Genomic DNA, 23,191 nt, shown 5'->3' with positions numbered 1-23,191 from the left:
GCGTCACACGACGCTGCCCTTGCTGATAAAAATCGGGTAGGACTCGAATCCGAGCAGAGAGCGGTCATTCTGAATCAGGACATCTTTGTCCGTAATGACATATTTCAGCCTGCATCCCGGACGAATCCGTGCATCCTGAAGGATCACGCAGTTCTCCACAACGGCGCCCTTGCCGACCCGCACGCCCCGGAAGAGAACGCTGTCGCGCACCTCGCCGTCGATGACGCAGCCGTCGGCAATCAGGGAATTGGAGACTTCGGACCCAAGGCCGTACCTCGCCGGCATGTCGTCGCGCACCTTGGTGTAAACCGGGCGGTCCGGGTTGAAAAGCTGCGCCCGGACATCCGGCTGCATCAGTTCCATATTGGCCGCAAAATAGGAGACGGGCGAGCAGATCATCTGCGCATATCCCCGGAATGCATAGGAATACATCCGCAGCGAGCCGAGATTCCTCTGAAGCAGGTCCCGTTTGAAGCTGTACAGATTCCGGCTGACGCAGTCGTCCACCAGGCGGATCAGGAGCTCGCGCCCGAGCAGGATCATTCCCATTCCGTAACAGCATTCCCCGTCCGTGCGCGGGCCGATCAGAAGGTCGACGACGCGGCCTTCCGGATCGGCCGTAAGGACGACGGGCTCGGCGGTCTTCTGAGGCAGTGGCCCAAAGCGGCAGACCATCGTGATGTCGGCGTCCTTCTGGAGATGGAGGGAAACCACGTCGGAATAGTCGATATTACAGATCACGTCGCAGTCGGAAATCAGGACCAGGTCCTCTTTGGAATTAGTCAGGAATCTCTTGATGGAAGCCAGCGATTCGATCCTGTTGTTGGCCATGCGCGTGTCTTCGAACGGCGGCAGGATATACAGGCCCTCCCTCTTCCGGGAAAGGTCCCACGCCTTTCCCGAACCGAGATGGTCCATCAGGGACTGGTAGTTGCTTTTGGTGATGACGCCGACCTTGTTGATCCCGGAATTAACCATGTTGGAGAGGGGAAAGTCGATCATGCGGTACCTCCCCCCAAACGGCACGGAGCCCATGGTGCGGAGCTCGGTCAGGTCGCGGAGCTGCTCTTCGTGAATGTTGGAAAAAATCAGGCCAAGCACATTATTTCCGCGCATTCTTTCCCGCCTCCTCCGTGAATGTCTCGGGGTCGACCATAGCCTTCGGCGCAATCACGGCGCCCGGCGGAATAGCGCACCCGTTGCCGACGACTGCAACGCCCCATTCGTCCTTATCGACGATATCTTCCGGTCGGACCCCGATCCTGGCCCCGCGGCCGATCACGCAGTCTTCTGCGACAATGGCATACTGAACGACGGCCCCCTCCTCCACGCGGGTGTTCGGCATGATGATCGAGTCGCGGACCACCGCGCCCGGAGCGATCGTAACACCGGAAAAAAGGACGGCGAAGTCGATCTCCCCATAGACGCTTCCGCCTTCCGCCACAAGCGAGTTCTGCACGCGGGCGCCCTTCGCGATATAGTGGGGCGGCATGACGGGGTTGCGGGTGTAGATCTTCCAGCTTTCCTCGTTCAGGTCCAGCGGGATGTTCGGGTCCAGCAGATCCATGTTGGACTCCCAAAGGCTTTCGATGGTCCCGACATCCTTCCAGTACCCTTCGAACCGGTAGGCAAAGATGCGTTCGCCCGCGCCGAGCATGGCGGGCAGCACGTCCTTTCCGAAATCATTCGAAGATTTCGGGTCCGCTTCGTCCGCTTCCAGGTAATTTCTGAGCTTGCCCCAGTTGAACACATAAATGCCCATGGAAGCCTGATTGCTCTTCGGATTCTTCGGCTTTTCGTCGAATTCATAGACGGAGCCGTCCGGGTTCGTATTGAGAATGCCGAACCGGGAAGCCTCCTCCATGGGAACTTCTATCGTGGCGATCGTGCAGTCCGCTTCTTTCTCTTTGTGGAAGGCGATCATCCGGGAATAATCCATTTTGTAGATGTGATCGCCGGAAAGGACCACCACATAATCGGGATGGTAGCGCTCGATAAACGGAATATTCTGATAGATCGCGTTTGCGGTCCCTTTATACCAGTCGGACCTGCGGCTGCGCTGGAACGGCGGAAGCACATGGACTCCCGCGTTCATGCTGTCCAGATCCCACGGCTGCCCGCTGCCTATGTATTCGTTCAGGATCATCGGCTGGTACTGCGTCAGAACGCCGACGGTCTCGATCCCGGAATTGACGCAGTTGGACAAGGGAAAATCGATGATCCGGTATTTCCCTCCGTATGGAACGGCGGGTTTCGCCAGATTCCTTGTCAGCACTCCAAGCCTGCTTCCCTGGCCGCCCGCCAGCAGCATGGCCACAACCTGTTGCTTCGGCAACATGTCAGTTCTCCTCCTTGATTCCGGCCGTAGACCCGCCGGTTTTCCGATTTCCCCCGCTCTCAAGCGGACCGGATGAGCCGCTTGAGGATTTCGCTCTGCGCCGCTTGCATTTCAGATAAATGACGGAAAGCGGCGGCAGCGTCAGGCTGATCGACTGCTCGCAGCCGTGCATCGGCGTTTTCACGCTCCTGATGGAGGAACCGTTGCTGATGCCGCTGCCTCCGTACTTGAGCGCGTCGGAGGAAAACACTTCCTCGTAAACGCCGGGAACCGGTGCGCCGATGCAGTAATCGTCCCGCCGGACCGGCTGAAAATTGCAGACCGCAATCAGTTCCTTTCCCGATTTGTCGATCCTGCGGAACGCGATCACGCTCTGCGTGTAGTCGTCATTGGAAATCCACGAAAAACCCTCCCAGGAAAAATCTATTTCCCAAAGGGCGGGCGTATTCAGATAAAAATGGTTCAGATCCCGAAAAAAATTCTGCTGCCTGCGGTGCTGCTCGTAATCCAGCAGCACCCAGTCCAACTGCTGCTTATAGTTCCACTCAATGAACTGGCTGAACTCGGTCCCCATGAAAATCAGCTTTTTGCCGGGGTGCGCCATCATGTAGCACAGGAACGCCCGCACTCCCGCGAATTTCTGTTCATAGGACCCGGGCATCTTCTCAATCAGAGACTTTTTCCCATGCACGACTTCGTCGTGGGAAACAGGGAGAATAAAGTTCTCCGAAAAAGCGTAGAAAAAAGAGAATGTGAGATTATCATGATTGAAAGGGCGGTAAACCGGATCCAGCGTGAGGTAGTGCAGCATGTCGTTCATCCAGCCCATGTTCCATTTGTAGTTGAAGCCGAGGCCTCCGGAGTAGGTCGGCCTGGATACCATCGGCCACGCGGTCGATTCCTCCGCAATCATCATCACGCTGGGAAACAGGGCGAATACGACTTCATTCAGCTTTTGCAGGAATGCGACGGCCTCCAGATTTTCCCTTCCTCCGTTTTGGTTCGGGATCCATTCCCCCTCTTTCCGGCTGTAGTCCAGATAAAGCATTGACGCGACCGCGTCCACCCGGATGCCGTCTACATGATATTTCTCCAGCCAGAAAACCGCGCTCGAAATCAGGAAACTGACGACCTCCCTGCGGCCATAGTCAAAGACAAGAGTCCCCCAATCCTTATGTTCTCCCTTTCGGGGATCCGCATATTCATAACAGGGCGTCCCGTCGAACCGCGCCAGCCCGAATTCATCCTTCGGGAAATGGCCGGGAACCCAGTCAAGGATCACCCCGATGCCGGCCTCGTGGCATTTTTCCACAAAGCTCATGAACTGCTTCGGCTCTCCGTACCGGCAGGTCGGAGCAAAATACCCGGTCACCTGATATCCCCACGAACCTTCAAAGGGATACTCGGTCACCGGCATAAGCTCCACATGCGTGTAGCCCATATTCTTCAGGTAAGGCACCAGCTTGTCCGCCAGCTCGTCATAGGAAAGGACCCCGCCCGCAGCGTTTCTCTTCCAGGAGCCCGGATGGATTTCATAGACATTGACGGGCTGTTCGTAATGCGGTTTTGCCGTTTTGTGCCGCATCCATGCGCCGTCTTTCCATGGAAATCCCTCGATATCGTAATATTTGGAAGCTTTGCCTTCCCCGGACTCGAAATGATACGCATAGGGATCGCTTTTGTAAAGCTTCCGGCCGTCCGATGTGACAATGCAGAACTTATAGGAATCGAACCGATTCCACACCCCGGTCAGGAAGCACTCCCACACTCCCCCGCCGACAGGCTCCATCGGATCGTGCCCGGACTGCCAGCGGTCGAAATCACCGACAATGGAGACTTCCATCGCATTCGGCGCCCAAACGCGGCACAGCATCCCTTTCCGGCCGCCGCGGCTGGACTGATGCACCCCCATGTAATCAAAAACTCTGAAGTTTGTCCCTTCCAGGAACCCAGTCAGAGACGGGTCCATGCCTTCCTGCATCTTTGTCTTCTGCATGGTGCTTGGCCCCCTTTACTTTTGTCTTTATCATAACACAATCCGGAAAAATATCAAGTTGCATTTGGTAATTATTAAAGTTATTTTTATATATTTTTTTATTTTTTTGTTTGTTTTGTTATAAAATTCCCTGATTATTTTTTGTAACAGCGAATCTGTTTTTATCTTAGCACAGTCCGCCTGTCGATTTCTGTTTGATCCCCGCTTTTCTCTCCGCCACATTTTACTTTTCATGCTCCAGCCGCCAAAGCATCGGCTTTTTCAGACTGCCCTCAAAGAACTATTTTTACGCTGTTTTTGATATAGACAAAAAGACTGCCTTAGACAGCCATCTTCTGCTGCCTAAGGCGATACTGCTCTGTATACGCTTCAAATATAAAATCGTATCCAAAATTGGAACCACCTATTTTCCGCATTCCATACTATTCGTCAACCGCCGGTCCGAGCCTGAAGAAACAGGAGCTCCGTGTCCGCAGACAGGGAATACGGCTCCTCCCCGCAGAGCGGTACGGCATCGCCGGCCCGCAGCCTCCGTTCCGTTTCACCGCATACCAATCTTCCGCTTCCTGAAAGAACCGTCCAGACTTCGCCCAGCCCTTCCCGGCATTTGGGTCCGAATTTCTGTCCTGCATGCACTCGAACCCGGCGAACCAGGTAACCGTTTTCTCCGGGTCGGTAGTCCAGCACCACAGCGGCTCCCCAGTAACTCTCTTCCAGTCCGGGCCGGGGCGGCAGGTTGGAAACAATCTGCTTGAGACGCGAACTGTGGTTTTTGTCCGTCACCAGAATCCCGTCATAGCTTGCGACCACCATCTGATCTTTCAGGCCGAGCGCCACCACGGGGATTTGCGTTTCGTTGACGACCCGCGCCCCGCTGCAGGAGGAATCGATGAAACACTCTCCCCGCGCAGGCTGTTCCATGATTTCAGCGAAGGCGCCCCATGTGCCGAGGTCCTTCCACATACCGTCGAACGGCACCGCCACAAGATCCTTTGATTTTTCCAAAATCTCATAATCGAAGCTGACGGCGGGCAGCTTTTCGTATACCCGGTACAACTCGTCGTAATCCCCGGGCAGACCCAATCCGGCGAGCTTTTTCAGGACCGTTCCTATCTTCAGGCAGAACACGCCGCAGTTCCAGAGCGCCCCCCGCGCAATCAGATCCCGGGCCTGTTCCTCCCCCGGTTTTTCCTGAAAACACCGTACACGGAAATACCCGTCCCCATACAGCAGCGGGACGATATAGCCGTATTTGCCGGAGGGGGAGGAGGGCCTTACGCCCATCAGCACAATGGAAGCGCCGCTGCTTTCCAGCACGGACGGCAGGAGTTTCAGGGACTCGAAAAACGCCTGCTCCGCATATGGGTCGACTGGCAAAATGCAGGCGATGTCGTCGTCTTTCGCGTGCAGCCTGCTTTTCAGGTACGCGCAGGAAAGAGCCACCGCAGGAAAGGTGTCGCGCCCCTCCGGCTCCTCCGAAATCCGGACGCCGCCAAGCTGTTTGCGGAGAAGCTCTTTCTGCGTTCTGTCCGCGCAAACGATACAGTTCCCTGCAAGATTTGCCTTTTCAAGCTGGGCCCATACGCGCTGGACCATCGAACAGGGTTCGCCGGTCCGGCTGTCTTTCAGAAACATCAAATATTGTTTGGACCGCATAGGACCGGAAATGGGCCACAGCCTTTTCCCGGAACCGCCGGAAAGCAGGACGGTATACATCATCTCTCCCCTATCTGTTCTCATATTCGGGTCTCATCATCTAAAATGGTTCGGGCCCTTTTTCCCCTTTTCCTGTTCCTCTGCCGGTGCATCCGGAAGGTCCGGCAAGCGGTCCGCAGGGGGAGCTGACACGTCCTCCGCGGACGAATCCTTCTCAATGCTCTTGCGCATTTTCTCCGCATTTTTCTGAAACCGCTTTTTATTTCTGGACAGCCGGATCAAAAGGATCAGGCAGATCACGACAAGCAGAAGGATAACGGCCATGGCCCAGAGTGGGATCCCGGTCCACTTTTCGACCAGATATTTCGCCCGCTCCCAGGAAAGCGGGACCCCTGAGGACACGCCCGTATCGGCACCAAGCGGGTAGCTCGTTACTTCGCCGTCCGCATTGACTACGCTGATCTCATCAGAAAGCTGACCGGAAAGCGTTTTGTCACTCAAAAATGCGATCAGGTTTTTCTGCATGGATTTGTCATATGTGACAACATAAATTTTCTTGTAAAAGTTCCAGGGGGAGCGGATTACCTGGATCAAAGTCTTGTTCTGAAGCGTTTCCGGGGTAATGGGCAGATCTTTGGAGATTCGGAACGTGTCTCCCCCTTCGGGCGCCACGCCCAGTGCCGAGGAGACCTCCTGAGGCAGTTTCAGCTGATCGTAGGAACCGACGAGAATCATATTTTTCTTCCGATCCTGGTCGGTCAGCTTGTCGAAAGAATCACTTACCGAAAAATTGAATACGTTTCCGCTGTTCTGTCCGGCTTTTCCGGAGAGCAGGCTCATGAGAGAAAGCATTTCCGTATTGGAATATCCCGGCGCAATCATCATGATTCCCGTTGCGTCATCCGTTGTAAACATGCTGAAGGTCGGGAAATTGGCAAGCGTCGGCGCAACACCGTTGTTGCCAGGTTCAAAATAGACCTCGCTGGCCTTGTCGATCACCGTCCAGGCCGTGTCGTACCAATCCTTTGAACAGTCGATCTTCCCGAGGTAGTTGTAGACGTCGATTTTCAAGCTGATTGCTTCCTGCTGCAGCACATCGTCCGGAATCTTGATCTTGATCGAGCCTCCGTCCGCATTTGAGCTGTTGAGTCTGGCGCTGCCGTAGGCCACGTCGTTCAGGTAGACCGTCAGCAACGACGCATCGGTGGAAAGAGCCTTTGAATGGCGGAATTTCACGTTGACATAAGAGGCCGTTCCGCTTTTCACCCCGCTTGGCTGCGTCAGCGTCAAAGTCGTACTCTGATGGAACGCCCCGGCCAGATTGATGTCGCTGTAGCCGAAATCTTTCAGCGTATAGTAGCCGGTGTCGTTCGGTTTGAGCTGCACGGAGGAATTCGGAATCTCCGATTTGACAACCAGGCTTTTTGCATCAATCCTGTTGAGATAAGCGGAACCCGAGAAAAAATCCGCTGCTTTCTGCAGTCCGGTCTCACTTCGCCCGGTAATCAGCGCGCTGTTTCCTTTGACCGAAAGAAAGCCCTCCTCCTCGGCAAGCGCGCCCGGCAGAGTCAGATTCCCGTTCCCCGTCCAATTCTGCACCAGGCCGAGATAGATTTTATTACGGATCGACGAGTCGGACGGAGATAATTCCGACACCTTGAAATTCAGAAGATTTTTCCACCGGCTGTTTGCACCGATCGCGGAAGAAACCTTGAGCATCTTTGAAATCACGGCAGCATCCGGGGACCGCGGAAGAATGAATTCGTTCTGAATGCCGTTGCTGTCGTCCAGATTGTCGTAGAAATAAGAGTAGAGATTCCCGAGGGACGGTTCCGCATAGCTCCCGACGGCAAGATGTAAGTAGGAGTCCGGGTCGAATCTTACCCAGTTCGAAGGATTGTCGATGTCCGCGCAGTCGCCCTCAATGGAGCGCTGCGTCGTGGTAATCGTCAGATCGTTGGCGCTGCCGTCCGTCTTCAGCAGGCTGACGGGCACATTTACCTTCCACCATGCGGTCTGGTTTTTCACGACGTCATAAATCCATTTTGTCTCAAGCGTTGTACCGTTGACCGCCAGAGAGATACTGGAACGGTTATCGATCAGCGTGGTGGAAATCGTGACGTCAAGATTCAGCGAACAGCCGTCTTTTAACGACGTCCCCTTCGGAATGCTAAACCAGAAGGAAGCCGTGTTTTTCGGCATGCTCAGGTGTACGGTTTGTGCAAAGAGTTGAACATCGACATAGTCGCTGTTCAGACGATTCAGTTTTCCCTCGGCAACAAGCTGATCCGCTTTCCGTTTTGCAGCGTCCGCAGCCGTAGTCAGGCGTTCCTGCTCCTGTTTCTGAGCCGCCGCCTGCCGGTCCGCCTCGGACATGGAAGAAGCCGATTTCAGTGGCTCCTGGGACGCCGCAAAAACATCCTGCGCGGGCCCGGCGGCCAGAACCGAAAACAACAGAAATAGAGCAACCAGGATTTTAACGTGAGACCTCTTCTTCACTATTTTGCGCACCTTTCAACTCCTCCAGACTTTCAGTAACTTGTTGTTCCGACCAGCGTTCCACCCTGAATCGGCCGCCTTTCCGCGCTCTTGTCAGGAGTGAAACCAGCTGCCCGATATATTCCAGCGTGACCTTCAGTGATATTTTCGACGTTCCGCTGTTCCGTTTCTGAAACACATACGGAATTTCTATGATTTTTTCACAGGGGCAAACTGCGGCGACTTCCGCCAGGATCTTCCAGCCAATCGGCTTCAACCCCGCCCCTTCCAGCAGCGGCCTTCTTACCATGAACAGCCCGCCGGTCGGGTCCGAAAGCGGGCGGAGCCTGGCGACCATGACCTTTCCCATCCATGCCGCCGTCGAGGAGACAAACTTTCGAGAGCCCTTAAGCCCAGGGTCCCCTCCGCCGGGTATCCGCCTGCTGGGCAGGCAGAGATCGGCGCCGTGAAGCATGGCACAGTACATGCTCCGCAGCATTGTGGGAGGGTGTTGCAGATCGGCGTCCATCACGGCGACAAAATCGCCCTCGGCCAGTTCGAATCCCCGCAGCACGGCGGAAGAAAGGCCGCTTTGTCCCTCCCTGTGTTCCATTCGCACGGGCGCCCGGCTCCGCATCGCCTCTTTTTGGATGATTTCGGGTGTACCGTCCGTGCTGTCATCTACAAAAATAACTTCAAAAGAAATACCCTCGAGCGCTTTGGAGATCTCACTCAGCAACGGAGCGATATTCTCCGCCTCATTGCGGACCGGCACAACAACGGAAATCCGCACGCTTTTTTCTCCCCTTTCCCCTCTTTTCAAAAATCCTCAAGCTGCCTCAGCCGGAATCCATCGTTTCTTCCTCGTCGTCCAGCCCGTGAACCGTCTTTTCCCAATAAAAGGGTTTCTTCAGCAGCTGGAACAGCGCCTTGTACGCCGCTACGCTCATCAGGACCCAGTAAGCCGGTGTCAAGAGGGCATATTTAATCAGCGCGTAGGAAAAGATCGGCTTGTTTTTCAGGTTGCAGTCCCGAATCACAGAATACATGCCGATCAGATTAATGTAGGTAAACATGAAATTGCCGAACAGGAGCTGAATCATGGCGATATAATAGAGAAATCCGGGAAACAGGTACTGAATCCACCAGGCTTTCGTTGCGAACCAGAGGATCATCATCAGCCAAAGGAGCGGATTGATGAGCGGAAGCGCGGGGGTGCCGAGAACCATCGCGTGATATCCGATGTAGCCCCTCAGCCCGAGGTCTCGGTACAGTTTGACCGGATGCCGCATATGCACAAGCCAGGTCTGCATATATCCCTTGATCCACCGGGAACGCTGCCGGATCCAGCCTCTGACGGTGGAATTCGCCTCCTCCCACGTGCGGGAGTCCAGAACCACCGTCTTGTACCGGAATTTGAACAGCCTTACCCCGAGGTCCGCGTCCTCCGTGACATTGAAAGGGTCCCAGCCCCCTACCTCACGCAGAAAGCTCATTTTGAAATGATTCGAGGTGCCGCCGAGCGGAACCGGAATGTCCATTGACATGACGCCGACCAGAAGGTTTTCAAACCACATGCTGTATTCCTGTGTAAAAAGCCTTGTCAGAAAGTTTTGCTCGCTGTTGTAATAGTTTAGTTTTGCCTGTACGCACACAAATTCCTGCGGCAGCGTCTGAAAGGACAGAAACACCTTTTTCAGCTGATCGGGTTCCGGCCGGTCCTCCGCATCGTAGATGACGACATACTCGCCGCGCGCCTGCAAAAGCCCGTAATTACAGGCCTTCGGCTTTGTCTGCGGCTGAGATTTCGGCACTATGATCGGAACAAAATCAATCGGCAGACGGCCGGATTTCAGAAGCGAGGAAACGGCTTCGATGGTCTCCTGGTCGTCCTCTTCCAGCAGAATCCGCACATCCAGCTTGTATTTCGGATAATCCATTCCCGCGATGTGCCTGAGCAGAGTCTCGATCACCGCAGCTTCGTGATAGACGGGAACCAGGATGGTGTAGACCGGCAGTTCCTTTTCATCGATCCCGGCAACCTCTTCGTCCGAAAACCGAAGCTGGTATTCTTCATCTTCCCCCTTCAGGACAAGATACAGTTTGAGAAACGTCATAACGGCATATACGATCTGGACTACCAGATTGACAATAAACAGAGTGGAAAGCCAATCCACAATAAAGCCCGTCAATATGAGGATGCCGACTGCAATCAGAACGATCAGCTGAGGCGTGCTGAACGTCACAATGGCGGAATTTTCCGGCTGTGTGTCATAAAGGTCGAAAATGCTTTTATGGCGCTGGACTTTTTGAAAATGCTGTTGCCACCAACGATTCATTTCCTCCGGCGTCGCCAGAACCTGTTCCACCGGCTTGCCCAGATATTCCTCGATCGCCCGGACCGCCTTGTCGTCCAGGCGGTTCCTCACGGCGAGAAGATCCCTGTCGTCCCGTTCGGAAACAACGATCGCCTGATATCGGTTCGCCATCGCATAGGGCAGGTTTTTCCCCTTTTCTACCTCCACCTCTTCCCCGACACGGCCAAGCTCGAACTGCTTGGCGAGCTCCCGGCAGAGAGTTTCCTGATCGATCGCATGCAGAAACAGCAGAATTTCGCCAAGCTGTCCGCCGCTCTTCTGCTGCATCTCGATCGCCCTGTCCAGTTGTTCCTGCGTCAGGACTCCGTCACGCAGCAGGATTTCGCCCAGCCTCCCCTTGCTGCGGCTGTGCCCCCGCAGCGTCTGCTCCAGCTCTTTCTCCGTCAGAAAGCCGAGATGCACACAGATGCTCCCGATCCTTCCGCCGTACTGTTTCTGGTATTCCAGCGCCTGCCTCAGCTGCTCCCGGTCGATCCTGCCGTCCTGAATCAGCAGCTCTCCCAACTTTGAAAACTGGTTCTGGTAAATAAAATCGGAAAGCTGATAAGGAGAAAGATATCCGTACCGGACCAGGCAGTCGCCAATCAGCCCACCGTCACGCTGCTGCATGGCGACGGCTTCCTCAAGCTGTTTTTCCGTAATGTAGCCGGCCTCAAGAAGTTTTTCCCCGAGCCGCTTTTCTGTTTTCTCCATCGTTTTCCTTTCCGCTATCCGGTGATGCGAAAGAGTTTAAAATCTCCAAAGTCCTTTTCTTCCGCACACCAGTCCGCACCGTTCACGTAAAGGCCCGGGTAAGCAAGATTGATCGCGTCATTGTTGCTGATCCCCATCGGATTGGGAATCAGCAGATAATTGATGCCGTTACCGACCGGGTCGGCGACACATTGTTTGAAATTGAGGCTGCTGCTGACAACAAGATTGTCAAAATGATCGACGTTCATGGCGACATTATAGGTAGTAAAGACATCGGTGAGTACAATTTTGTCCGGCAGGTGATTATTAATGTAATCCGCAACCTGAAGGTTTTCCTGAAACGCGCTCGCGCCGCCCTCTTGGTCCGCAATCACGTAGTCCGACATTACAATTTGCACCAGAAAGACGGAAACAATAAGGGAGACAGGTATTAGGACCTTAAAAAAATTCAGCATTACGTTTTTTGTCCGTATTACGGGCGAGGAAAGAGCCGGTGTCCGGAAATGAGCAGGCTCAGACTCTTGATACGTCGACAGTTCATAGGGCAGCCAGGCGATGCAGATGGGAAGGCTATAACAAAAGAAGCGCAGCCAACCGAACGAGGAGCCCCGCCAGTACAACAGGATATGAAAACCGAGAAGTGACAGCACAAGGGCAAGAAGGCAGAGAAAATCGGCCTTGAATAAGCTCTTGCGGACGATGCGCATAAGAACAATTGCAAAAAACGGCGGAAGAAACGGTATGGCGCGGCGGGAAATATAGCTCACCAGCACCGGAAGGGAACTTGCCCCGTCGGCGAAAGCGCTTTGCCCGGAATTCGAGTAATTGGAGTTCAGAAAATAGAAGGGATTCCCCGTTATGACCCAGCAGAGCAAAATCCAGACAATTCCTGCATAAACGGCCGGAGTATACAGCATGACCAGCGTTCCCTCAATATAACGATACCGCTCCCTTTTCCGGTTTCCGGCAGACCAGTATTTTTTCTCCTTCGGGTTATACAGGATGTTCAGAACCACGCAGAAACCAATTCCCATAGCAAACGGTATCGTCTCATAGCGGGTAAGGAAGCCCCCGACAAGGCCGAAAGCTATTTTTACAATGTAACTGGAACTCCCTTCCCGAAACCATAAGATCAAATTGCAGATACAGTAAATAATAAAGAAGAAAAACATGGCCTCGCTCATGCCATTCGCTCCGTAGCGAAAAATATAAGGATGCAAAGCAAAAAAAAGCGCGATAAGGAATGAATAAAATTTGGAAATACAAAATCTTGAAAAAGTTTTGAGAAGGACTCCCACAGAAAGGGCGGAAAACAGAGCGGTAATGATACTCCCGGAAATCCCGCGGGAAATCAGTGGCTTCCATAGCGGAGACAAGGCGACCAACGGAAGCTCCATCAGACTCGGGAGCGGATTCCAGATCAGCCCGATGGAGCTCAGCCGAACCGGTTTTACGGCAAGGACATAATAGGCGTTGGCCACCCGGCTGATTGCGTCTCCGGGCATCATTTCCTGCACGATTCCGATATAGAGCCCGTAAAGAACTTCTGCCGCAAACAGGGCAATGGCAACACACACGATCGTTTTCCGGCTCAGATGATCCGGCTTCATGTGTTTTGGCAAAGCCACTGACATTTTATATCCCTCCAGAAACGTACCTGCCGGATCAGAATTCACCGGAAGGGGCATCCGTTTTCAGCCGGTCACCTGAAACAGTTTATAGCCTGAAAAATCACGGACTTCGACGCACCAATCCGTTCCCTGATTGTACAGATTCGGATAAGCCAGATTAATGGCATCGCTCGGCGCATCCTTCGGGTCCGGTACGAGTACGTACTCCACCCCGTTCCCAACAGGATCCGCGATACATGCATTGAAATTTGTACTGCTGCTGACCACAAGTTTCTGAAAATGATCCACATTGAGAGCTATGTTATATGTCGTAAAAACATCGGTCAGGATCGTCCTGTCCGGCAGCTTATCATTGATATAATCCGCAATACGATATTCCTCGTCATGAGTGCTTCCCTCATAGTCCGGGATCTTCCTGCCCTGCATGACGTTGTTCAGCAGAATAACGGATACGACCAGAGCGGCCGACAGCAACACGGCGAAAAATTTCTGCGAAACGGGTACTTTGCTCCCAGGCCCAAGGCGCTTCTCCCGCCTTCCCGCATAGTGCTTTCCCGCCCGGCCGAGTTTGAAGTATCCGTCCCGGCAGGCGGCACTCTCATAGGGAAGAAAGGCAGCGCAAACCGGAAGACTGTAGCAGAAAAAACGCAGCCACCCGAAGGAGCTTCCATTCCAGTACATGAGGATATGGAACAAAAGGAGCGACAGGACCAGACAGACAAGGCAAAGAAAATCATACCGGAAAACCGCACGGCCGATAAAACGCATTGCGATGATTGCGAAAAACACCATTAAAAAGGGCATGGCGCGGAAAGAAACATACTGGATCAGTCCCGGAACCGTAGAAACCTGAACGGCGCTTTCGCTCTGCGCCATGTTGGAATAATTGGAATTGAAAAAATAGAGGGGATTCCCGGTTATCACCCAGCAGATCAGAACCCATACCAAAGCGGTATAAACAGCCGGCGTATAAAGCATCACCAGCGTACCTTCCATATAGCGAAACTATTCGAACCGTCGTCCACCCGCCGCCCAGTAGGAGCTTTCTCTAGTATTAAACAGAATATTGAGGATGATGCAAACACCGATTCCTACTGCAAAAGGTATGGTTTCATATCTTACCAGAAAACCACCCGCAAGGCCAAAAGCTATTCTGATCAAATAACTGCCGCTGCCGCATGCGAACCAAAGAGTTAAGTTGCAGATACAGTAGATAATGAAGAAAAAAAAGATCGATTCGCTCATTCCATTGGAGCCGTAATAGAAAATGTAGGGGTGCAGAATATAAAGGAATGTGAAAAACAATGCGTAAGTTTTCGATATCTGGAATTTTAAGAAAGCACTCAGTAATACGTACGCCGTCAAAGCAGAAAACGCCGCCGTGACCAAACAACTGACAAGTCCGCGGGAAACAAGCGGTTTCCAAAGTGGAGCAAGTGCCACAAAAGGAAGTTCCAGCAAACTTGGAAGTGGATTCCAGATCAGACCGATCGAGCTTAGCCGGGGAGGCTGCACTGCAACCACATAATAGGCATTTGCCACGCGGCTGATGGCATCGGCGGGAAGGACCTGCAGGATAAGTCCCTGATAGAACCCATAAGCGGATTCCGCCAAAAAAAGAAGCAGCGCAAATGAAATGATCCACCGTCTATCGGCCAAATATGTGAGCTTGGGTTTGATCGGAAGTTCGTCATCCATGTACGGGCCTCCCACTTTTAGATAAAAACTTTAGAATTCCAAGGGTCCCGGTTTCGTTAAAACGATTTCAGGAAAGCGTCTAGAACGGCTGACTGTTTCGATTAAATTTTCCAAAAGTGGTATGTCTCCTATTATATCTGATTTTGGACTAAAGCATGCATGAATCCGATTTCGATATTCACCGTACAATTAAATGCTTACTTTTTTCGACAATAAATTTCAGCTCCAACGTATTATAACATCAGCTATCATAGCAGATTCTTCCTTATTTGTCACTCAGTTTATTTTTAGAAATTTCCCGATTGTGAAACAGGACGCACAGGAACCTGCACCTCTCTTGAAGAGCAGATTCTTTTCCATCCCATCCGCCTCTGACGGCGCAATGTCAAATCGTGTCTGATTTCGTCGCACAGCAGGCAGATTCCCACCTGGAATCACAATAAAGTGCCAAAATGCCCGCTCAGAATTTTTGCAGAACCTTAGCACAGGAATACTCCATCAGCTTAGTTTCGGTCTCGTTCAAGGATCCCAGCGGAACCTTTATATACTTCTTTTATTCGTGAATAATTATAAATGAACTGCAACCACATGTAAAGAAAAAAATTTTCTGAAAACAAAAAATTATTTGCATATTTTAAAACAGTATCAGCGACATATGGAGAGCGCATTTATGATGGAAACAACGACTGAATTTAACAGAAGTAAGAACCATACAGTTTTTTTAGTATAACACATCATTTCGGAAGCGAAAAGAATTGATTTGTAAAATCTTTCTTTACCTGCCTCAAATGACAGCAACATAGAAAGGCCCTTTACCGGAGCACGAAGCATACTTCGGTAAAGGGCCTCAATCACAGTAGAAAATTATTCATGGTCGACTTTGAACATGTGCTTGATGAGCTCCAGAACCTTGTTGCTGTAGCCCCATTCATTATCGTACCAGGAAACCAGTTTGACAAAATGGTCATTCAGCATAATACCGGCCTTGGCATCAAAAATGGAGGTACGGGCATCGCCGAGGAAATCGGAAGAAACAACCATATCCTCCGTATACCCCAGAATTCCTTTCATATCGCCTTCGGAAGCTTCCTTCATTGCATCGCAGATGGCTTCATAGGTAGTGGGTTTCGCGAGGCTGACGGTCAGATCGACGACGGAAACATCCAGGGTCGGTACGCGCATGGACATGCCGGTCAGCTTGCCTTTCACGGATGGAATCACGAGCGCACAGGCTTTGGCGGCGCCGGTCGTGGACGGAATGATATTGCCCGCTGCCGCGCGGCCGCCGCGCCAGTCCTTCTTTGAAGGACCATCGACGGTTTTCTGGGTCGCCGTGGTGGAATGCACCGTGGTCATCAGACCTTCCACGATCCCAAATTTGTCATTGACAACCTTTACGATCGGAGCAAGGCAGTTTGTTGTGCAGGAAGCATTGGAAACAACCTTCATATCCTTTTTATACATGTCAAGATTCACACCGCAGACAAAAGTCGGCGTGTCGTCTTTCGCAGGCGCCGATATAACGACTTTTTTCGCGCCGGCAGCGATATGGGCAGAAGCCTTTTCAGTGCTGGGGAATACGCCCGTGGACTCCACCACATATTCGGCGCCTACTTTCCCCCACGGAATCTGGGAAGGATCCTTCTCCGCATAAACAGAAATGGCTTTGCCGTTCACAATCAGTTTTCCATCTTCCGATTTGACTTCACCCTGGAAATGACCGTGCATGGTATCGTATTTCACCATGTACACCATGTAATCCGGGTCGATAAAGGGATCATTAATACCGACGACCTCAAAAGTCTCGGGCTGTGCGGCCGCCGCACGGAACACGAGACGCCCGATACGGCCAAAACCATTGATACCAATCTTGATGGACATAAACTGCTACCTCCTAATCTTTTCGGTCCATTCTTTCCTATTTATTTTATTACATCAGGAATACTTTTACAAGCTTTTTGATAATATTTTAACTAGCTTTCTTCCGCTATGGATTCCTCCGGGGTGTAGAACGGACTGACGCCGGCTTCTATGAACTTTTCTCCGCTTCCACAAACCTTGGCCAGAAACCCGGCATACACGGCGATGGAATTTTCCTCGACTTCCGGCTTGTCCCCATCTTCAGCAGATTTTCCCGGCTGCCGGGACGGAGCGAAGGTCATATCCGTCTTGGCCGGACAAAGCGAAGGGCGCAGCGCGAGAAGAAAAGCGATAATATAAAACGCCAGCATGATGTTCGCCATATGCAGGCCAATGGAAATAAAGCCGGCGGTTTCCCCTGTCCCAAAGTACTGGATGCAGCTCGGCACGCCCGTCACCAGCGAAAGCAGCGCCGCGGGAAAGCCTGTCACATAAATCATTTTTCCGGTTTTCGCACTTTCTATACCCGTGAGCAGTTTTGCCTGTGTAAACAGGAATAAAAGCAGAAAAACAACCGTAAATGTATGATAGACATCCTCTACGAGATTGACGGCCGCCGAGTAAGTGATAAACAGAACAACCAGGAAAAAGCAGCCCCAGACGGAAGGGATCAGCGCGAGGATCGGACGGCTTCCAACCGTGCGCAGACCGGCCGCGAAACCATAGGCTGTCATCAGCAGCACGCCGCCGGCCAGAATTCCCAGATAGGAATAGATCTGGTAAAAGATTTGCCCCTCCCCCAAAAAGCCGGTGCCGATCCCGACAACGGACTGAACCACCACAAAAATTCCCGCAAACGCTCCTAAAACGGCAGCGGGGATATTCTTCAATGGTTCAGTTCCAAACTCTCCCACCGCGGCCCGTCCGGCAAAAAACACGGTCAGAAAAATGCCCGCAATCAGCAAGGCGGAAGCCGCGCCAACCACTCTGCCGCCATCCGAGTAAAATCCGGTCTGCGGATTCAGATACCGGAGCATTGCAAAAATTCTGATCGGAAGAACCAACCCCAGAGTCACCCAAAAGGAGATCCAAGCCCGTTTCATATCAACTTCCCCCATATATATCACATTCTTTGGTCAATTGGCAGATAAGGAACATTTTTGGAAAGCGAGCGGTACGCCGGGCGCATGATCCGTCCGCACGTTTCCATTTCCTCAATGCGATGGGCGCACCACCCGGCTATCCTTGAAACAGCAAAAAGCGGTGTGTACAAGTCGCTCGGAATGCCCAGCATCTCATAAATCAGGCCGGAATAAAAGTCGACGTTCGCGCACATCACTTTCGGATTTCCCGTCACTTTTGCAAACACTCCCGGCGCGAGCTGTTCCACCCGCTCAAACAGTTCCAGCTTTTCCAGCATTCCGCGTTCCTCCGCAAGTCTGCGTGCCTGTTTTTTCAGAATGACGGCACGCGGATCGGAGAGCGTGTAAACCGCATGGCCGATCCCATAGATCAGCCCGGAGTGGTCCGGCACTTTTTTACGCAGTATTTTTTCCAGGTAACCGGATATTTCATCGTCGTCTTTCCAGTCCTTCACGCTTTCCATCAGGCCGTTCATCATCGTCATAACCCGGTGATTCGCTCCGCCGTGCCTCGGTCCCTTCAGCGACCCGATCGCGGCGCTGATCGCCGAATAGATGTCAGTCCCCGTCGAAGAAAGCACCCGGGCGGTAAACGTAGAGTTATTTCCGCCTCCGTGCTCCGCATGGATCATCATGCAGATATCAAGCAGTTTCGCCTCCTCGTCCGTAAATGAGCGGTCCGGACGAATCGCATTCAGGATGGACTCCGCAGTGGACTGGCTGGGATCCAGGGGATGAAAATACATGCTCTTCTTATCGAAGCGCCGGCGTTTGACCTGATAGGCGTAAGTCATGATGGTGGGCAGACGGGCAATCAGCTGAATCGCCTGGCGCATGTTGTTCTCCAGGGACGGGTTGTCAGGGTCTTCGTCATAGGAATAAAGCGCCAGAACGGACCGGGCCAGCTTGTTCATTACATTTTTGGAAGGAGCTTTGATAATCATGTCTTCCGCGAAATACTCCGGCAGTTCCCGGAAACCGCTGAGCACCATTTTAAACTGCTCCAGTTGGCCGGCTGTAGGTTGCTTTCCGAATAAAAGAAGCCACGCGACCTCTTCAAATCCGAACCGGTTTTCCGATGTGCATCCATCCACGATATCATTCAGATCAATGCCGCGGTAAGTCAATTTCCCTACGTCCGGGATCAGTTCACCATCCGCAATCAGATACCCGTGAACATTGCAGATCAAAGTGAGCCCCGCCATGACACCCGTGCCATCCGGATTCCGCAATCCGCGCTTCACCTGATAAAGATCGAATTTTTCCGGGGCAATTCGATTATTGGCGCGGAACTCGCCGCAAAGGTTCTCCAGTTCCGGGCTGTGGTTTTCCAGATTGATTTCCGCCATCCTAGCACCTTTCCTTTCATGATAAAAAATAAAGCCGCTGCTCCGAGCGGAAAACAACGCGGCCCGACCCTAACTTTATTTTAAATGTATTTTATCCCACCAGGCAATTAAAGTCAAGTGACTCTCTGCCCACTTTGGCGTCTGTTTTTGCAATATAATTTGTTAAATATTTCATTTTATTGCGTGTTTATTCTTTATAGATACTATATAAGTGGTCGGCTGAATCATTTAAAATGAAAAATGTATGAATGGTAAAGGAGGAATATGGAATGCAGCATCGCAGGGGAGAAATCCTTCTGGGTCTTATCCTTTTTCTAGCCATGTTTTTCATCCCATTTGCCGCAATCGGCAGCTCCGCGGCAAGCAAAGACGGCTCTCAGGCAGGAAAAAATCCAAGCTCCGAACCGGCGATCACCGGCAGCTCTTTTCACATCATGGACTCAGGCACCAAGCAAATCCTGACGGTCGGTGACCGCGAATTTATGACCGGAGGCGTCGCGGCCGAAATGTCGCCCAGCGCGGAAACGGAAGCCCTGAAAGCGCAGGCGGTAGCCTGTTATACCTATTACAGCCGGCTGCGTGAAATTCAAAAAAAGACGCCTGACGCATCGCTGAACGGAGCGGATTTTTCCGCCGACCTCCAAAACGGACAGATCTACCTGACCGACGATCTGCGCAGAAAACGCTGGGGCAGCCACTATGACGAATACGCACAGGCGCTCAAGACGGCGATCGACCCTGTCTTCGGGCAGACCCTGCGCAGCAGCGGCGAATTGATCGAAGCCACCTACTATGCCATTTCATCGGGGAATACGGAATCTTCCGCAGACGTCTGGGGGGGAGCGCGTCCCTATCTGGTTTCCGTCGCGAGTCCCGGCGACCGCTTCGCGGGCGGATACCAGACCACCGTCACCCTGCCCACAGACAAAATGAAAACGGCTATTCTTGCCGCGGCGCCGGATGCAAATCTTTCAGGCGACCCCTCCGGCTGGGTCGGCACCGCTGAACGCACCGCCGCCGGCTCGGTCAAAAACATCCCGCTGGGCGGCAAAAGCATCACCGGGAACGCGGCCCGCGCGGCCTTTGGGCTGCGCTCCGCTAACTTCACTGTGAATTACTCCAACGGTCAGTTCACCTTTCTCGTGCTCGGTTATGGCCACGATGTCGGCATGAGCCAAACCGGCGCACAATACATGGCAAAAGAAGGGGCGAATTACCGGCAGATCCTTTCCTGGTACTATCCATCCACCACGCTCGAAACATAAAAAGGCCGGCCCAAACCATCCAAGGGGATTTTTCGTCTTACCGCCTCAGCTTATTCGCGATGGAAACGTCACAAAGCTGTTTCATGCTATAAACGGCCGCAACCTGTTTTATTCCATTCTGTGTAATATATTCATAAATATCCTTATTGTAATATCTAAGGTCAACCAAGTGAATCTCCGAAAAATTCTGTGAAAGATAAGGAATCATGGAATTTGCATAGGAATCCTTCAGCAAAAGGAGTTTTCCTCCCTGCGCGTCCGGATTTTTCACTACCGTCAATGACGGATTCCCGCCGAGATAGACTGAATATTTGTCTTTTTTATCGAGATATTCCTCCCAGTATATTCCCCGGTGTATTTTCCCCGCCGTTACCTGGACGACAGACGAATTCCCTTTCACGAAGGGGAGGACCAATGCGTCCGGCTTCTGCCATGTGTTGACGGCTTTGGAATAAAGCATACCATAAAAAGGCTGTGCCACTGCCCTGTAGGCAAACGCGCTTTGCTTCACGCAGGGGAACCCCATTGCCTCGGAAAGCGCCGCATAGCCGATATAAGCCCCGTAGGCATTCCAATGGTGATCGGTCTTGAAATAATAATCGCCGCCCGTTTTCAGGCTGAGCTTATCGAACAGATCGACCACCACCGCCTTTCGCCCTACCGCCTGCTCCAGCTCCTTATACTCCTGCCGCTGGTCATGGTTCGGCGCGGAATAAGGAAGGTTCTCCGGCTGTTCCTGAGAGCCGGAAGGCACCGGCAAAATGGTCAGCGAAACGCCGGACTTTTCCGCAAAATCCGCCAGAGCGGAGGCATTGTTCCGGAAAATCCCGGTTTTGTCCGGCAGGAGCACTTCGTAAATATGATCGTCTTTGCCGAAGTAAACGCCGCCCTCCGCGGGCACAGTGCTGTAATCCGCCGCAAGATCCCTTTTGCCAAGCAAAATCTGTTCCGCGGTATTCAATGAGACAAAAGGGTCGCGCAGCGGGAAATGATCGACGACATAATTTTCCGCCGATTTCATAAAGCTGCCGCTCAATATGGAGTCAACAGACGGAACCGGCGCGGGTTCCAGAACTCTGTTCTCATTCTCGGAAAAAGCCTGTTTCGGCGCCGCCGCAAGCCAAATCAACCCCGTCAGGACCGACCCGGCAAGCAGCAATGCCGCCGAAGACGCGGCCGGCCGGCAACCGGCCCACTTTTTTAATCGGAGCATCTTTTTCCCCCTGTCAATCAACATTTCCCGTCAGAAACGAAAATACAAAAACGGGTTATAGGAATTGTCAACAAGCGCGGCAATCGAAAATAGAAAGAGTATTGTCATGCCGGCGCAGCGGACCACAAGCCCGCCTCTCCCCTTTTGGTCGAGCCACCGGATCAGCTTTGCCGGATAAGGCGTGCAGAACAGCGCGGCAAGCAGCAGAATCGGCATACCGGTCATCAGCGTGTAGACTCCCAGGGCGTCGGAACCGCCGGAAAACCCAAACATCGCGGCCACAACGCCACAGGCTTTCTGAATATCCGTATAGGAAAAAAACACCCAGCCGACAACCGCGGCCAAAAACGCGTACAGCCAGCGAAAGAATACCGGGATCCGGTCCAGCCACTTCTGCAAAAATAATTTCTCACAGATAATCAGGAAGCCCCAGTATGCGCCCCAAACCGCGAAATTCCAACTGGAGCCGTGCCAAAAGCCCGTCAGCACCCAGACAACCGCCAGGTTGCGGACAAGCCTGACAGTGGAGCACCGATTGCCGCCGAGCGGAATATACAAATAGTCGCGAAACCAGCGGCCCAGCGTCATATGCCAACGCCGCCAGAAATCGGAGGCGCTCTGCGCGCTGTAAGGCATGTTGAAATTTTCCGGCAGGACAAAACCGAACATCCGGCCAAGCCCGATCGCCATATCGGTATAGCCGGAAAAATCAAAGTAAATCTGAAAAGTGAAGGCAAGCGCGCCAAGCCATGCGCTCAGCGCCGTGGGATTGCCGAAATACTGCACTTTGTCCGCGATGAGCGCAAGATTGTTCGCAAGCAGCACTTTTTTGAACAGGCCGTGAAGAAAGCGCAGCGCGCCTTCCGTCACATGCTCCATCGATTCCGCCCTTCCCCGCAGCTGGGCCCGCATCTCTTTATACTGGATGATCGGCCCGGAAATCAGATGGGGAAAAAATGAAATATAAGTGCCGAAGTCGACCAGGTTCCCCTGCGCGCGCGCCTCGCCGCGGTAAATGTCGACGGAATAAGAAATGGACTCAAAGGTATAGAACGAAATGCCGATCGGCAGCGCGGCGGCGGGAACCGGCAGCGACAGGGAAAAAATCGAGTTGGCCGTGGAAACAAACAGCGCCGCGTATTTAAACCAGGCCAGCATCCCCAGGTTCACGCAAATGCCGAAAACCAGCACGGCGCGGCGCAGGGCCGGCCGGCCGGAAAAGCGCTCCAGCAGCGCCCCGACCGCGTAATCGAAGACGGCGGTAAACAGCATCAGGAACACATAAACCGGCTCGCCCCAGGCGTAGAAGACAAGGCTGAAAGCAAAAAGGCAGAGGTTTCTCCACTTGCGCGGCAGCAGATAATACGCCGCCAGCGAAACCGGAAGAAAGATAAAAATAAAAAAGAGGCTGCTGAATATCATATGTTTCCTGGTCCTTTCCCCCGATTATTCTTCCGATTCCTATTGTAAAAGAATGGACGAAAAAAAGCAAGA

Annotated in this window: 16 protein-coding genes; 1 reads left to right on the top strand and 15 read right to left on the bottom strand. The window is 52.6% G+C overall.

Annotation, left to right across the window (positions count from 1 at the left end; all coding sequences use genetic code 11):
* Window positions 1–3: 3 nt before the first annotated feature.
* The 13 genes from glgD to EQM14_RS05025 all read right to left on the bottom strand — a co-directional run bounded on the left by glgD (window position 4) and on the right by EQM14_RS05025 (window position 19,219).
* Window positions 4–1,116 carry a glucose-1-phosphate adenylyltransferase subunit GlgD gene (gene glgD / locus EQM14_RS05085; RefSeq protein WP_128741935.1) on the bottom strand — a complete coding sequence of 371 codons (1,113 nt, stop codon included), beginning with the start codon at window positions 1,114–1,116 and terminating at the stop codon, window positions 4–6.
* Window positions 1,103–2,338 (bottom strand): glucose-1-phosphate adenylyltransferase, encoded by a 1,236-nt coding sequence (locus EQM14_RS05080; RefSeq protein ID WP_128741934.1) that lies wholly within the window; start codon window positions 2,336–2,338, stop codon window positions 1,103–1,105. The genes glgD and EQM14_RS05080 overlap by 14 nt, the downstream gene beginning before the upstream one ends.
* A gap of 1 nt (window position 2,339) precedes the next feature.
* Window positions 2,340–4,334 carry a 1,4-alpha-glucan branching protein GlgB gene (gene glgB / locus EQM14_RS05075; RefSeq protein ID WP_128741933.1) on the bottom strand — a complete coding sequence of 665 codons (1,995 nt, stop codon included), beginning with the start codon at window positions 4,332–4,334 and terminating at the stop codon, window positions 2,340–2,342.
* Window positions 4,335–4,763: 429 nt separating this feature from the next.
* Window positions 4,764–6,074, bottom strand: a complete 1,311-nt coding sequence (locus EQM14_RS05070) for a sugar phosphate nucleotidyltransferase (protein ID WP_128741932.1) — start codon at window positions 6,072–6,074, stop codon at window positions 4,764–4,766.
* A 12-nt stretch (window positions 6,075–6,086) separates the two neighbouring features.
* Entirely contained in the window at window positions 6,087–8,501 is a 2,415-nt protein-coding gene (locus EQM14_RS05065) for a cellulose biosynthesis cyclic di-GMP-binding regulatory protein BcsB (protein ID WP_128741931.1), read from the bottom strand.
* Window positions 8,467–9,261 carry a polyprenol monophosphomannose synthase gene (locus EQM14_RS05060; protein ID WP_243112640.1) on the bottom strand — a complete coding sequence of 265 codons (795 nt, stop codon included), beginning with the start codon at window positions 9,259–9,261 and terminating at the stop codon, window positions 8,467–8,469. Before EQM14_RS05060 ends, EQM14_RS05065 begins: the two co-directional genes overlap by 35 nt.
* Before the next feature lie 46 nt (window positions 9,262–9,307).
* The gene (locus tag EQM14_RS05055; RefSeq protein WP_128741930.1) at window positions 9,308–11,539 is read right to left on the bottom strand and encodes a glycosyltransferase family 2 protein; all 2,232 of its coding nucleotides are present in this window, start codon (window positions 11,537–11,539) and stop codon (window positions 9,308–9,310) included.
* A gap of 14 nt (window positions 11,540–11,553) precedes the next feature.
* A complete protein-coding gene (locus EQM14_RS05050) occupies window positions 11,554–13,173 on the bottom strand; it encodes a hypothetical protein (RefSeq protein WP_128741929.1) in 1,620 nt (539 codons plus the stop codon).
* A gap of 60 nt (window positions 13,174–13,233) precedes the next feature.
* The gene (locus EQM14_RS05045) at window positions 13,234–14,151 is read right to left on the bottom strand and encodes a hypothetical protein (protein ID WP_128741928.1); all 918 of its coding nucleotides are present in this window, start codon (window positions 14,149–14,151) and stop codon (window positions 13,234–13,236) included.
* 24 nt (window positions 14,152–14,175) lie between these two features.
* A complete protein-coding gene (locus EQM14_RS05040) occupies window positions 14,176–14,868 on the bottom strand; it encodes a hypothetical protein (protein ID WP_128741927.1) in 693 nt (230 codons plus the stop codon).
* Between the two features lie 864 nt (window positions 14,869–15,732).
* Entirely contained in the window at window positions 15,733–16,749 is a 1,017-nt protein-coding gene (gene gap, locus EQM14_RS05035) for a type I glyceraldehyde-3-phosphate dehydrogenase (protein WP_128741926.1), read from the bottom strand.
* Between the two features lie 92 nt (window positions 16,750–16,841).
* A complete protein-coding gene (locus EQM14_RS05030; protein WP_128741925.1) occupies window positions 16,842–17,831 on the bottom strand; it encodes a hypothetical protein in 990 nt (329 codons plus the stop codon).
* Between the two features lie 20 nt (window positions 17,832–17,851).
* The gene (locus EQM14_RS05025) at window positions 17,852–19,219 is read right to left on the bottom strand and encodes a citrate/2-methylcitrate synthase (RefSeq protein ID WP_128741924.1); all 1,368 of its coding nucleotides are present in this window, start codon (window positions 19,217–19,219) and stop codon (window positions 17,852–17,854) included.
* A 269-nt stretch (window positions 19,220–19,488) separates the two neighbouring features.
* On the opposite strand from EQM14_RS05025, the gene spoIID reads away from it, so the two are divergent.
* Window positions 19,489–20,484: a stage II sporulation protein D gene (gene spoIID / locus EQM14_RS05020; protein WP_128741923.1), complete on the top strand. Its 996-nt coding sequence runs from the start codon at window positions 19,489–19,491 to the stop codon at window positions 20,482–20,484.
* A 37-nt stretch (window positions 20,485–20,521) separates the two neighbouring features.
* On the opposite strand, the gene EQM14_RS05015 is transcribed toward spoIID, so the two are convergent.
* Together EQM14_RS05015 and EQM14_RS05010 are read right to left on the bottom strand one after the other, a co-directional pair.
* Entirely contained in the window at window positions 20,522–21,697 is a 1,176-nt protein-coding gene (locus tag EQM14_RS05015; protein ID WP_164918972.1) for a DHHW family protein, read from the bottom strand.
* A gap of 30 nt (window positions 21,698–21,727) precedes the next feature.
* On the bottom strand, window positions 21,728–23,119 hold the full coding sequence (locus tag EQM14_RS05010) for an MBOAT family O-acyltransferase (protein ID WP_128741921.1): 1,392 nt from the start codon (window positions 23,117–23,119) through the stop codon (window positions 21,728–21,730).
* Window positions 23,120–23,191 lie beyond the last annotated feature (72 nt).

Source organism: Caproiciproducens sp. NJN-50 (assembly GCF_004103755.1).
Lineage (GTDB): Bacteria > Bacillota > Clostridia > Oscillospirales > Acutalibacteraceae > Caproicibacter.
Note: the sequence above shows the minus strand (reverse complement) of the source record. Positions and strands in the feature narration are given on the sequence as shown.